A 13,372-nucleotide genomic window follows, 5' to 3' on the forward strand; every position below is an offset into this window, starting at 1 on the left:
ACTTCCATGCCTAAAATCGTCTCCCATCGCGGTGCCAATCAGTTCGCACCCGAGAACACCTTTGCCGCCGCCGACCTCGCTTTGCGGCAGGGTGCGGATTACATCGAGCTTGACGTGCGCGAGAGCGCGGATGGCGTGCTTTATGTCTTTCACGACGAAACGCTTGATCGCACCACCGATGGTACGGGTCCGATTGGCCATGCGCTGTCGAGCGAGATCGATGCGCTGGACGCCGGCAGCTGGTTCGGTGAAAGCTTCAAAGGTGCGACTGTACCGCGGCTCGATGCCTATCTCAGCCATTTGCGCGGCCGCTGCGGCGTCTATGTCGAGCTGAAATATTGCGATCCCGTCAAGGTGGTAGCGCTGGTACGTGGCCTCGGCATGGTGCGCGATACTTTCTTTTTCTCCTTTTCCGAAGAAATGCGCCGGGGCCTGGCCGCCGCCGCGCCTGAATTCCGCAAGATGATGACGCTCGACATCGCCAAGTCGCCTTCGCTGGCGGCGGCCGTGCACCACGCCTCGATCATAGAGATCACACCGGCGCAGATGCGCAGGCCCGGACTTGTCGGGGCGTGCCGCAACGCGGGCCTCGAGGTCATGGTCTATTACGGCGGCGATGACGCAGACCTTCATAATGAGATCGCATTGGCCGGGGTAGATTACGTCAACATCGACCGCCCGGACCTGTTCGATGCGGCGCGGCGCACCGCGCGACTACCTGAACTCGCATGACCTTCCTCACCCCCTGGAGATGATGATATGAGTAATCTTATTGGTACTGGCTTCAACGCCAGCTCGGATGACGGCGAATTGGCCACTCTCGAAAGCGATCTGCGTGCGCTTGCCGAAATTGGCTGCGACACCGTCGAAATCGCTGTCACGAGCCTCGATCTGATCGCGGGTGGCCGCATCATCGAGGAGCGCGCCGAACGGTTTGTGGCGCTCGCGAAACAGTTTGACTTCCGCTACACCGTGCATGGTCTGGTTTCGTCCAACTTCATGGATCCGGTGACGTGCCGCTACCAGGTCGATGCCGCCAAGGCGCTTGCTGTCCTGTGCGACCGTATCGGCGCGGGCATCCTCGTTCAGCATAGCGGTGCCCTGCGTGCCGACCAGATCGCCGAGCGGGCCGATGCCGATGCCCGTGAGCGGGAAGCGCTTTTCGAGCTTGCGGAATTCTGCAAGCCCTATGGCGTGCGCGTCGCGCTTGAAAATATCTTCTCCACCGAACCCGGCCAATATCGCCAGACACCGGCCGAGGTGGCTCAGACCGTGAAGGCCGTTGGCCACGACAATGTCGTGGCGCTGATCGACTTCAGCCACGCCTATCTCGAATCCACCTATCGCGGGCTCGATTTCCGCGAACAGCTTCGCGCCATGGCGCCGGTCGCCGGCCATCTGCATGTCCACGATTCCTTCGGCCGGCCGCAGGGCTTTTATCAGCCGTATTTCGATCAGGAAAATACGGCGCTCGGCATCGGCGATCTGCATATGCCGCTTGGCTGGGGCGATATCGAATGGCAGGGAATCTTCTCGGAACTGACCTTCCTGCCGGGCACCGTGCTGATGATGGAAATCGGTCGCCGCTATCGGGCCGAACAGCCGGCAAGCCTTGAAACGGCGCGGCGCCTCATGTCGCTCTACGCCGATCGGATGCAGATCGCGGCAGAATGACGAACCCGAAAAGGGCGCAGCCCCAATAGGCTGAAGCCTGAAACGCCGGCAGTTCTGGACGCAACTGCCGGCGTTTTTCGTTACGCGGCCCAGTCGGACAGCGAATAGGCTTTGATGTAATCGATCATCATGTGCGAGCCGTCGCTGAAATCAACGGTCGACGGTGTCCCCGCCATACCGCCGACGGCAAGATTGACGACCATATACATGGGGTCATGCATGTCGGCAGGCGTATCTGTCTGCGCGACGGCGACATCGTCGAAATACCAGGTTATGTGTTCCGCATCCCACAACACGCCATAGGTGTGAAACCCTTCCGTGCTCGGCACGCTGACATTGTTGATGACCGAAGTCTGTTCGCCCGTCGCATTGGAGTGGGTGGACATAATGAGCGTATTGGGGTTCTGGCCCCGCATTTCCACGACATCGAGTTCCGGTGGCCAGGAACCGTCTTCCGGCAAAAGCCAGAAGGCTGGCCATGCGCCCCGGTCGGTCGGCATATCGGCGCGGATTTCGAAATACCCATAGGTCTGGCTGAATGACGAATAGGTGTTCAGCATGCCCGACGTATAGTCGTAACCATCGACCTCGCCGGCAATCGATTGCGGGGTTTCCTCGGCCGTGATGGTCAGGACGCCGTTGTTGATGCTGAAGGGATTGACCTCAGATGTACCCGCATAAGCGGGGTTGATATACCATTGCGCTTCGCCATTCGTGGTCAGCGAGCTTCCCTTTTCCGGTGCCCACCAATATTTGGCGTCCCAGGTTCCCTGATTGCCGCTGCGGAGTGAAAGCGCGTCGAATTCGTCGACAAAGGTCTGGGTCAGGGATGACCGGTCGAGGCTGAGTTCGAACTGGTCGGCCTGAAGGTCATCGATGGTCGTTCCGGCAAGCACGACGGCTTCACCATTTGCGAAGTTCAGCCAGAGATTGCTGCCCTGCTGGGTGGCATTGCTGGCGAGCTGATCGAAGGACGTGATGCCGTAACCGTTAAGCCGGATCGTGTCGTTGGCGCTGAAATCCGTGATGAGGTCGGTGCCGTTGCCGCTGGTAAAAACGAATGTGTCCGCGCCGCCGCCGCCAATCAGTACGTCGTTACCGGCTCCGCCATCGATCGTCTGGCTGCCCGATCCGCCGGTGATGATGTTGTCGAGCGAATTTCCGAAGGCATAACGGCCGTCGCCGGTCACCCTGAGATTCTCGAAATTGTCGGGCAGGGTGTAGCTCATCCATGTGTCGATCGTGTCGATACCTGCTCCGGCATTTTCGACGGCGCGATTGATGCTGGAATAGAGATAATAGATATCATCGCCCGTGCCGCCCGCCATCGTCACGTTGACGGAACTGTCGCCCCACATGGAATCATTGCCGGCGGTGCCTGTCAGCAGCGGGCCGGAACCTGTGGCGGAAAAAAATCCGGTGGAACTGTCGCTGTAATAGAGTGTGTCTCCAAGCGCATTCAATACTGTCCGGGCCATTGACCGTCTCCTGTGCGTTAGCGTTGGCTCCCTCACTCCTCTTGGCAGACACTCTAACAGGGCAAAAAGCCTCCTGTTAGAGCCAGAAATGAGGGGTGCGTGTTGCATTCGAAAACGCCGCGCAAAACGGCGATCTGACTAACGGGACATGTCGCGACCGGCCAATCTCGGTGTCTTTCGTGTCCGTTCGGGACCTGCGGCCGGTTTATGGGGGGCGTGCTCTTGCAGTGTCACAGTGGGAAATGGCAAGATCGGCGCGGGATGGGAGATGTCCGAAATGGCATCTCAGGCAAATGGAGTGCCCGGATTGAGTGTTGCCTTTACCAAGGAAGACAGTGCCGAAACCGCTGCCGAAACGGTGCTCCCGGATCGGGTGATTTCGCCTCATCCCAATTTGGTGACAGAGACCGGACTGAAAGCGCTGGAACAGCAGCTGCAATTGGCGCGTGAAGCCTGCGAAGCGGCCAATACCGTCGAAGACGTCAATGAAAGACGTCGGCTTTCTGCCAATCCTCTGCGGGACATTCGGTACTTCGCGGAGCGCGTTCGCACCGCTCAGCCGATGCCGAGCCCGCCCGCGAATGGCATTGTCGCTTTCGGCAGCCTGGTGACGTTCAGCCGCGATGACGGGCGAACGCAACGGTTCCGGATCGTCGGTGAGGATGAGGCCGATCCCGCTGCGGGATCGATGTCCTATGTCTCACCCGTCGCGAGGGTGCTGATGGGGAAAATGGCGGGTGATGTTGTCAGTCTGGGCGGCAGGGAGATTGAAGTCATCGAGGTCGCCTAAAGCGCCCTGCCTGCAAACGGAATAAATTTTAGAAGCAAAAAAGATGTGCGGACTTAGATGTCCCGTCAGAGGGCTCAGGACTCATTAGTCGAGCCAGTAGCAGCAAGTTGCTGCGATGAGGATTGGGATAGGAAGGTGTGGGCGCATCGGTTGTATCTGGTGGCGATGCGCCTCCAATCCTTGATCCTGCCGCACATGCTCTCGATACGATATCGTTGCCTATAGAGGACTTTATCGTAGTCGGCCGGGTTGCGTCGCTTCTTGCGTGGTGGAATGCAGGGATGGCGTCAGCAAAAACAAATCACTCATGGCAAAATCCTCCTGCCATGAGTGAATCGAAACAACGTCAAATTGGGAAGGCGATTAATTAACAGGGCCTGAGCCCAGGCAGGGATCAGTGAAAGAGTTTAGCCAATCAGTTTAAAAAGATAGCGACCGTAACTGCTCTTTCCGTAGAGCTCCGCGAGTTTTCGCAATTGATCTTCGCTTATGAAGCCCATGCGATAGGCTATTTCTTCTGGACAGGAGACCTTAAAGCCTTGGCGGCGTTCGAGCGTCGCTACGAATTCGCTCGCTTCCAGGAGGCTATCTGGCGTTCCGGTGTCGAGCCAGGCGTAACCACGCCCCATAAGTTCGACGTTGAGTTTTCCACGTTCGAGATAGATGCGGTTTACGTCGGTGATCTCCAACTCACCTCGTGCCGAAGGCTTCAGGTTAGCGGCGATGTCGACCACGTCGCTATCGTAAAAATAAAGCCCGGTCACTGCCCAGTCGGATTTCGGCACGGTTGGCTTTTCCTCGATCGAAATCGCCTTCATGGAGTTGCCAAATTCAACGACGCCGTATCGCTCTGGATCATTGACCTGGTAGGCGAACACCGTTGCTCCGTCCAATCCATTGATGGCATCTTTGATCATGTCACTGATACCATGACCGTAGAAGATGTTGTCACCCAGGATGAGACACGAAGGTGAGGAGCCTATGAAATCTGCGCCGATGACGAAGGCTTGGGCAAGACCGTCGGGCGTAGGTTGTACCGCATAAGTCAGTGAAATTCCGAAGCGCGAACCGTCACCCAAAAGAGTCTGGAAGGTCGGTAGGTCGCGGGGCGTTGAGATTATCAATATATCACGGATACCAGCCAGCATCAGTGTCGACAGTGGGTAAAAAATCATTGGTTTATCGTAGATAGGCATGAGTTGCTTTGAGAGGACCGCAGTCATCGGATGCAACCGTGTTCCGCTTCCGCCGGCAAGTATGATGCCTTTCATGTCGTATTGCTCCGTCTGTTTTGATGAAGTGACTTATGCTCGTAATTCAGCGAGCAATCGTTCGACGACCTGAGCCGTTGAACTCTGCCAGGGCGGTAAAATGATACCGTGCAGTTCCCGAAGTCGCGAGCAATCGAGCCGCGAGTTTGCCGGACGTCTTGCGGGAGTTGGATACTCGCTTGTTGCGATCTTCTTCACCGTCGCAAAAGGGCCATTTCGCAATCGGGCCTGGAAAAATATCTCTTCGGCAAAGTCGGCCCAGCTTGTGGCACCGTCCCCACTCATATGGAACGTGCCGCGAAGCGTGCGCGAGTTGTCTGACAGAAGATTGGAGGCCATCGTGAGTATGCCATCGGCAATATCGAGAGCCGAGGTTGGATTGCCGATCTGATCATCGACAACTGAGAGGTTGTCGCGTGTTTCCGCCAGCCGTAGCATCGTCTTCAGGAAGTTCTTGCCGAATGGACTGTAAACCCAAGCAGTACGAAGGATCACGTGCTCTTCCGTTGCGGCGCGAACCGCTATTTCTCCCGCGAGCTTGGAACGTCCGTAAACCCCGATCGGAGCGACGATATCGTCTTCCAAATACGGGGTGCTTTTTAAGCCATCGAAAACATAGTCGGTGGAAATGTGAATGATTGGCACGCCAAGCCGGTGGGCGGCCTTTGCAATCTCTCCAGCAGAAAGACCATTCATGCGTGTAGCAAGATCTTCCTCCGATTCAGCCTGATCGACCGCCGTAAATGCCGCCGCAGAAACGATAATGTCTGGCGACGCCATCTCAATCGCCGCGCCCACAGTTGAAGGATCGGCGAGGTCAAATTGAGGTCGGCCCAGCGAAAAAACGTCGAAACGCCCATCAAGCGCGGCACGTTCAGTCAGCGCCGTTGCGATCTGTCCGTATCTTCCCGTCACAAGCAGTCGCGGGCTCATGACGCGAGCTCGCCCTGCTTTTCCATCAGTCCGAGCCTTGTTCCAGAGTAACCTTGCCTCAATGGCTCCCACCACCAGCGGTTGTCCAAAAACCACTTGATAGTTTTTTCGATACCGGTGTCGAAGTTTTCTTGCGCAGTCCATCCAAGCTCGACATTGAGCTTGGTAGCATCAATGGCATATCGAGCATCGTGGCCGGGGCGGTCAGTCACATAGGTGATCAGCCGTGAATGCGGCGCACCTGCTGGATTGAGGTCATCCATCAAGACACAAATTCGCTCGACGACATCAATATTGCGTCTTTCGTTTCGGCCGCCCACATTATAGGTCTCCCCAATCCGGCCCTTCTCGGAGATGAGATCGAGCGCGCGGGCGTGGTCCTCGACGTAAAGCCAGTCGCGAACATTGGCGCCTTTCCCGTAGATTGGCAGTGGTTTTCCCTCGAGCGCGTTAAGGATCACGAGCGGAATGAGTTTTTCCGGGAAATGGTAGGGCCCGTAATTGTTGGAGCAATTGGATACTATTACCGGAAGACCATAGGTGCGGGCCCAGGCTTTCGCCAGATGATCGGAAGAAGCCTTGGATGCCGAGTAAGGCGAACTTGGATCGTAGGGCGTCTCCTCCGTGAAAAGACCTTCATCACCGAGCGAGCCGTAGACTTCATCGGTGGATACGTGCAGGAATCGAAAGGCCTCTTTTTCGCCCGGCTGCAAGCTCGACCAAAAATGACGTGCACATTCGAGCATATTGAATGTGCCTAATACGTTGGTCTCGGCAAAATCGCGTGCACCGGTGATCGAGCGATCCACGTGGCTCTCAGCTGCAAGATGCATCACACGCTGCGGACGGAAGGCCTCGAACGCATCACTAATCGCCGAAGTGTCACATATATCCGCTTTCAGAAAACGATGCCTGGGGTGATCTTTAACCGTCCGAAGGGAGGTCAGCGTGCCCGCATAGGTCAGCTTGTCGACCGTCAACACCTCGTAGCCCTTGTCGAGCACCAAGTGGCGAACAACAGCAGAACCTATAAAGCCGGCTCCTCCGGTTACCAGAACGCGCATATGAAGCTACCCTTCCAAATTAACCGACAGAACGCTGTGAATAGGTGAAGAGGGCGCCAAGCTCCGCCAACCTGGGTTGGCGGCGATCTTTGGCCGATAAGACCGCTTTGCTGATTGGGATCGGCCAGTTTATGCCGATTTCAGGATCGTCGTATGCGAGACCGCGATCATGTTCAGGACTATAGTAGTCGGTTACCTTGTAGCTGACTTTGGTGTTTGCCTCGAGTGTGCAAAAGGCATGCGCGAAGCCAGGCGGAACCCAGAGCATTCGCCCGTTGTCGGCAGTCAGTTCGGCCGTTACGTGGCGTGCATAAGTCGGCGATCCAGTACGGATATCGACTGCTACATCGAGGATGGAACCCACGATACAGGAGACGAGTTTGCCCTGTGCTTTAGGTTCCAGCTGGAAATGTAGTCCACGGATCGTGCCGGCATCTGCTGACAGGGATTGATTATCCTGGACGAAGTCGAAATTTCCGACGGCCTCCGCGAACAGGCTCTTACGAAAAGACTCCATAAAGTAACCGCGTTCATCCCCGAATTTCTTCGGGGTGATCAAAACCAGTTCGGGTATATCCAGTCGTTCGAAATGCATTCTTCGTCTTCCGCTCGTTCTATTGTGCTTCAGAGATCAATAGGCTTTGTCGTAAACATGGTTGCTTGGCTGTTCTTCCGACCACCGTTTTTTACGCCCACTGCGTACAACATGGGCAATTCCGGGCGAGCGAAACAGTGGGACGTGGAAGCGTCGTGCAAATAACAACAGGCTGCGGATATGTGCCCGGCCGACGAAACTTAAGGGACTTGCTGCGCTTTGACGCTGATGATCGTGGACGAGTGGAAGGCCGGGGAAATAGACAACACGACGGCCGCTCATCCAGGTGCGTGCGCAGAGGTCCACGTCTTCCATGTAGAGGAAATAGTTCTCCTCCATGCCGCCGAGCCGATTGAAAAGATCGCGTCTTATTATGAAGCCCGTTCCCATCACCCATTCGGCATTGAACGGTTCGCCTCTATCTGTTTCCTCGACCATTAAATGCCGGTTTATGCGTTCCTTCATCAACTTGCGAAGTTGACTGAAGCGTCGCGTGGCGATGTCTAATGCGGAATAGAAGCGGCGAGCGCCGTATTGGCGACTACCGTCTGGATTGATCAAATCCAGGCCGGCAATTCCAATGTCCGGCATGGAGTCCATTTGATCGAGTACAGGCGTCACGCTGTCCATGTCGAAATAGGTGTCGGGGTTCAGTACCAGCAGATAGTCCGCATCTATTCCTGCAGCACCAAAATTAACACCGGCACCGAAACCGCCGTTGATCAGTGACGACTTGATTTCAATATCCGGCATAGCGGTTTGCATCAGGCGCAACGAGTCGCCGCCCGAGCAATTCTCAACCACAGTAATGTTTTCAGGCCTGGCAATGCCCTGTTCCCGTATCGAACTGATACTGCGGATCGTCAATTCTGGTGTACGGAAATTGACAAGTATGACGTGTAGTCTTTGTCGTTTGACCATATTACTCATCATCTTTCCGAATCCACCTGGATGGCGGCTCCCTTCACGAGTTCCCAAAGGCGTTGAGCTGAGACGCCCCAATCGAAATCTTCCCGCCTCTTGCGGCCGTTCGTGATAAGGCGTTGCCGAAGCGTTTCGTCAGATGTGATCCGATCCAACCCTTCCCTGATCTCGTCCAGTGATTGCGGATCCACCAGGAGCGCACCCCCGCCAGCGACTTCCGGCATGGCGGAAACGTTTGAGGTCACCACTGGCACCCCGCAGGCATATGCCTCGACGATAGGGAGTCCGAAACCCTCGAACAGCGAGACATAGGCTACCGCCAGGGCTCCTCTGTATAATGGGGGGATTTGCTCGGACGGCAGGCGTCCTGTGAAAATTACACTTCGGTCAACACCAAGCTCAGCGGCTATCGCGTGAAGCTCATCATTGCGATTTCCGGTCAAAACCAGCCTTATTCCCCGGCCAGGCAGGCTGGAGGCCGCATAGGCTCGTATTAGCCGGTCCAGGTTCTTGTAACTGCGGTGATTGCCGCCGTAGAAGACATAGGGATAGCCGGGGCTATGCCGCACTCCATCTTCACGGAACATCGGTTCAGTGCCGTTATAGACAAGATGCACCTTGTCCTCGGGCATTCCAGACCAGTCTATGAATTCCTGTCTTGTGTATTCTGAAACACAAATTACTGCCGCGCAGCGCCGGTATAGCGGCCGATAGACGAGATCATAATAAGTGCGCTTGGCTTTACCGTAGAAACGGCGATGCGTCAGGTCGTGCACAACGACCACCGAGGGAAGTTTGGTGACGAGCGGCGGTACGAAGCCCGCGCTGAAAAATACACCTCTGCCGCCGCGGCCGGTAAGGGAGCGACTGATCGCGAGCGGTGACAAAGGAGAGCCTATCCGTCCGCGTACCGCAATATCGACTATACGCAAATCGGCCGGAAGCCGGGCTTCAATTTCGGCTTGCACCTTTCCTATGCCCGTTTCTTCAGGCCACCGCCGGTCTGCAAAAACAGTCGTGGTGGGCGCGTATGTGTCACCACTTTTCAGACGCACGTTACTGGTCCCTTGGTTGTTGTGCCGGAGTTAGTAATTGTGTCGTTCGTGCAGGTTCGGGCTATCGGCCCAGCCGCGCAGGCGCTCGTAAAACGCGCAGGCGCGGTAACGCGCTTGCCCCAGCTTTCCTTTGGCAAGAGCTGCCAAAGCGCCAGCGAGCGGGCGCCCCGCCAGATAGGCTACGAACCAGAGCGGATACGCCTCCATGCGCATAACCCTCCCAAAACCCCGGTTGTAAAGGCGCCCACGCTTCATCGCCGCCTCGTCGAAAATAGCCAGTGGTTCGGGATGCATGATGCGGAGTGCCGGATCATAGAAACCCTTTGCGCCCTTACGCAGAGCGCGGAGCAACAGTTCCGTTTCTTCGCCAGCGCCCCAGACGGTACCGGAGCCAACACCCAGATGTTCATTGAACCGGCCCGCTTTGTTTAGCGTCGGCAAGCGGTAGAACGTTGTGTAGGAGGTTTGGCTGGTCCAGATGTTAAAACGATTGATGACATGCGGCACCATGCCCCAGCGGCCCTGCGAAGGCTCGCCAGCCGGCGTTATGCTCATACCAGTGTAGACGCCCATTTCCTCATCATCGAGGAAGGCTGTATGCACGCGTTTCAACGTATCCTTTGGGTAGATACAGTCGTCGTCAGGGAAGGCAACGATATCGCCGGTAACGTGCTCAAGCCCCAGGTTCCGGCCACGCGAAAGCCCTTTGCGGCTGTCCCGGATGTAAATGACCGGAAGACTGCCCTCAAAGCTCTTGACGACCTTCTCCGTACTGTCATCGGAACTCTGATCGACAACAATAATCTGGATGGCCGGTATTGATTGGTTCTTCAGGGATTCCAAAAGCTCGCCGATTTGTCTGGGGCGATGCATTGTGGACGTCACAAGCGATATATTCAAAAGTAACCCTATCAAATATGTATTTTTCTAAAATAATATAAAAATAAAAAAGTAGTCGAATATGAATTGAACCGTAGTCTATCAATTTGTTTCGCTATCGCAAGATGAAGTTTTGCATTGCACCAAAAATATCGGAATATCTTTAATGACGAAGGTCCTGATTAACGAACCTTTCGCCATGCGGATTTTATGAATTGCACAACCATTTCACGCTCGGAGGATGAAAGGATCAACACCATATAAATAAAGACCCAGATCAGGCACACGGATTTCAGAGCACCATAATATTCCAGATCACGCCCGAGTAATTCAAACAACGAAACGGGTAGAAGGCAAGGCAGGACGAGGCCAAGATTCTTCCAGTAAACTGTCGCCCGGCCGGCAGCCCAGTAAAGAATTACCCCATCGAGAAGGGCACGGAAAACCCACGCGCCAGCGGCACCGACTACGCCAGCATGAGCGACGGAGAAGTACAGAAGCGGAACGAAAACAATAAACTCAATCGTATAGGCAATGGTTGGCACGCCCGCCCTGCCGCGTGACTGAAAGAACGCAAGTGGCATGAATGTCATTGCGTAGAACCAGAATCCGGCCATAAGTATAGTGCCCGGAGGGACCGCCTGTTCGGCAATTTCCCGACCAACCCAAAGGTCCAGGAAGGGCTGAAGCAACACCAGGCCCCCCACGGTAATCGGGGTGACAGCAAGAAACATCACTCGGCTTCCGAATTCGAGTATTTGCCGAGCTTCTTCATCATGTTTGGCTGCTGCGAAGCGGGGAAATAATACCGAGAACCAGCTGTATGGAATAAGCGTGACCCTGATGATCACATTGTAGGGCAGGCTGTATATAGCAACGGCATGCAAGGACGAAACGGCACCGATAACAAACCTGTCCATGGTGAGCATGAGTTGGTTGATAACGCCTGACACCATCGTCCAGCCACCGAAGCTGAGCATGGGGCGAACATCGGCAGCACTAAAACGGGGTATCCGCGCTTCTGTTGACTGTGATAGACAGTAGGCGAAGAGCAGCAGAAGACCCCCCAGCCTTCCAAGAAGCGCGCCCACCGCGAGCCATGGAAGTTCGACAGAAATCAGCCATCCGGCCAGTAGTGGAGCGGTCTGAAACAGGATAGTACCTGCTGACTGGGCGATATTTAGTTTCCCGAACTGTTCTCGCCCCTGGAGATACCCAGTAAGCACCGACGAAATGGTCACGAGCGGCAAAATAGCCACGAGCGTCAGAAGCGCCTTCCTGATTTCGCCGCTTAGATCAGAGCTGACGGAAAAAATCTGATCAAAGAAGAAGCGGCTGATGCCGTAAGCCACGAGCGCGCCGGCGAGACCACCGACGGTGCTAAGTGCGAGCCCGGTCCAAAAAAAATCGGCCCTCCGATGCTCGTCATTTTCGCGCGCTACCGCACTGGCGACCGTTCGCCCGAAACCAAAGTCAAAAATGCCGAGATATCCAAGTAACAACCATATAAGGGATAATATGCCGAAACGTTCCAACCCGATCAGATGAAGGTAGAATGGTGTGACGATTAGCGTAACAGCCATCGGAACGAGGCCACCGGCTATGTTGGCCGAAAGGCCAATTATTAGTCTCGAGCTCATGGTCCCTCCAGGGCTCAAGCGGATGTGACTAATGGCGACCCTGAGAGCCACTTGGAATGATATCGATGGAGTTTCCTGTATTTGTTATTGCGATCGTCGAAATATATTGGCTTTGAAAGCAATGATGACAAAATCATGCCGTGCAAACGATCAGTCCTGACGCTTTCAAACTTCTGAAAGTGTTCGACACCGTTATTGATCACCCCGTTCCTCAGGAAGTACCAGGCCTTGTAGCTGGGAACCCATCGCGGAAGGGGATTTAGACGCCGCCAGACGCAAAAGATCTGGTATAAAGCCCTGTCTCGAGAAGATTGGGTGTCATCCCAATCGAAGCCAGCTCTTGCGATGGATGGATTATTGTCCCCCTCCAAGTCCACACGTACTTGTTGGAGTTCGCCAGTCCCTCCAGTATGAAGAAATGGGAAAAATTCCGCGTTTTCCCAAAGTTCATGGGCCATATCGGGCAATACATCACCCGACACGCCACTTGTAACCAGAAATTCAAACGATTCCTGGTCTCGCACGAATAATGTCAGATTGTTGTGCCCGCTGAATTTTTCGGCTGCTTCTTCGTACTTTCTGCGATCGCCAAACTGAATCGATTGTGGAAATACAATCGCTTTAACGCCGCTATATCGCTCTAGCAGTGCTTCACGAAGCTTTTGGTGATGCGGCCAGACATCTCCAAAACTCCCACCTCCATGAAATGCCAAAATTGCACCGTCAGCGACGTCTTTGTCGAGCTGGGAGATGCGTCTTCCGAGTATAAATTCGTCAGATTCATAATAATATTTCCCGAGATCTCCGATTGCGTAGCGACTTATTACATTGATATTGTATTTTGAAAAAAAAGCTTCGATACCAATGTTAATCAGCAGGTCGCCTGTGTTGAAATGTGCGGGGTAGTCAATGTAGGCAATCTTCGATCCAACCCCAATACATTCATTAATCGTCGAGAGCTTGGATTTAAGATCCTGCATTACAGTAGCATGCGCTTGGATCTCACTATGAATTGGTGCCGACATGGCTTATCATCCGTTTTGTAAAGATTTATGAGAAACAATGAATA

General features: G+C 54.7%; 13 protein-coding genes and 1 pseudogene. 3 read left to right on the forward strand and 11 right to left on the reverse strand.

What is annotated here, in order from left to right; all coding sequences use genetic code 11:
• Positions 1-6 precede the first annotated feature (6 nt).
• Both ugpQ and QSK43_RS23840 read left to right on the forward strand, forming a co-directional pair.
• Entirely contained in the window at positions 7-732 is a 726-nt protein-coding gene (ugpQ, locus tag QSK43_RS23835; protein WP_332305545.1) for a glycerophosphodiester phosphodiesterase, read from the forward strand.
• Between the two features lie 27 nt (positions 733-759).
• On the forward strand, positions 760-1,674 hold the full coding sequence (locus QSK43_RS23840; protein WP_332305546.1) for a TIM barrel protein: 915 nt from the start codon (positions 760-762) through the stop codon (positions 1,672-1,674).
• Positions 1,675-1,754: 80 nt separating this feature from the next.
• On the opposite strand, the gene QSK43_RS23845 is transcribed toward QSK43_RS23840, so the two are convergent.
• Positions 1,755-3,152: a family 16 glycosylhydrolase gene (locus QSK43_RS23845; RefSeq protein WP_332305547.1), complete on the reverse strand. Its 1,398-nt coding sequence runs from the start codon at positions 3,150-3,152 to the stop codon at positions 1,755-1,757.
• A 307-nt stretch (positions 3,153-3,459) separates the two neighbouring features.
• On the opposite strand from QSK43_RS23845, the gene greA reads away from it, so the two are divergent.
• Positions 3,460-3,942 (forward strand): transcription elongation factor GreA, encoded by a 483-nt coding sequence (gene greA / locus QSK43_RS23850; RefSeq protein ID WP_332305598.1) that lies wholly within the window; start codon positions 3,460-3,462, stop codon positions 3,940-3,942.
• 84 nt (positions 3,943-4,026) lie between these two features.
• Here greA and QSK43_RS23855 read toward each other — a convergent pair.
• From QSK43_RS23855 to QSK43_RS23900, 10 genes and pseudogenes are all read right to left on the reverse strand, one after another.
• Positions 4,027-4,220: pseudogene (locus QSK43_RS23855) on the reverse strand (transposase); the annotation flags it as partial.
• A 129-nt stretch (positions 4,221-4,349) separates the two neighbouring features.
• The gene (rfbA, locus tag QSK43_RS23860) at positions 4,350-5,213 is read right to left on the reverse strand and encodes a glucose-1-phosphate thymidylyltransferase RfbA (protein WP_332305548.1); all 864 of its coding nucleotides are present in this window, start codon (positions 5,211-5,213) and stop codon (positions 4,350-4,352) included.
• A 33-nt stretch (positions 5,214-5,246) separates the two neighbouring features.
• Positions 5,247-6,146 carry a dTDP-4-dehydrorhamnose reductase gene (gene rfbD, locus QSK43_RS23865; protein ID WP_332305549.1) on the reverse strand — a complete coding sequence of 300 codons (900 nt, stop codon included), beginning with the start codon at positions 6,144-6,146 and terminating at the stop codon, positions 5,247-5,249.
• Complete coding sequence (gene rfbB / locus QSK43_RS23870) at positions 6,143-7,210, reverse strand: dTDP-glucose 4,6-dehydratase (protein WP_332305550.1); 1,068 nt, start codon at positions 7,208-7,210, stop codon at positions 6,143-6,145. The genes rfbD and rfbB overlap by 4 nt, the downstream gene beginning before the upstream one ends.
• A gap of 19 nt (positions 7,211-7,229) precedes the next feature.
• Positions 7,230-7,805, reverse strand: coding sequence for a dTDP-4-dehydrorhamnose 3,5-epimerase (rfbC, locus tag QSK43_RS23875; RefSeq protein ID WP_332305551.1), 576 nt, complete (start codon positions 7,803-7,805; stop codon positions 7,230-7,232).
• 36 nt (positions 7,806-7,841) lie between these two features.
• On the reverse strand, positions 7,842-8,735 hold the full coding sequence (locus QSK43_RS23880; RefSeq protein WP_200893612.1) for a glycosyltransferase family 2 protein: 894 nt from the start codon (positions 8,733-8,735) through the stop codon (positions 7,842-7,844).
• Complete coding sequence (locus tag QSK43_RS23885) at positions 8,735-9,784, reverse strand: glycosyltransferase family 4 protein (protein WP_332305552.1); 1,050 nt, start codon at positions 9,782-9,784, stop codon at positions 8,735-8,737. The genes QSK43_RS23880 and QSK43_RS23885 overlap by 1 nt, the downstream gene beginning before the upstream one ends.
• 30 nt (positions 9,785-9,814) lie before the next feature.
• Positions 9,815-10,669: a glycosyltransferase family 2 protein gene (locus QSK43_RS23890; protein WP_332305599.1), complete on the reverse strand. Its 855-nt coding sequence runs from the start codon at positions 10,667-10,669 to the stop codon at positions 9,815-9,817.
• A gap of 176 nt (positions 10,670-10,845) precedes the next feature.
• Positions 10,846-12,303 carry a flippase gene (locus QSK43_RS23895; RefSeq protein WP_332305553.1) on the reverse strand — a complete coding sequence of 486 codons (1,458 nt, stop codon included), beginning with the start codon at positions 12,301-12,303 and terminating at the stop codon, positions 10,846-10,848.
• 14 nt (positions 12,304-12,317) lie between these two features.
• Complete coding sequence (locus QSK43_RS23900) at positions 12,318-13,328, reverse strand: polysaccharide pyruvyl transferase family protein (RefSeq protein ID WP_332305554.1); 1,011 nt, start codon at positions 13,326-13,328, stop codon at positions 12,318-12,320.
• Positions 13,329-13,372: the final 44 nt, after the last annotated feature.

Origin of the sequence: Rhizobium sp. GR12, from assembly GCF_036596185.1 — a bacterium.
GTDB lineage: Bacteria > Pseudomonadota > Alphaproteobacteria > Rhizobiales > Rhizobiaceae > Agrobacterium > Agrobacterium nepotum.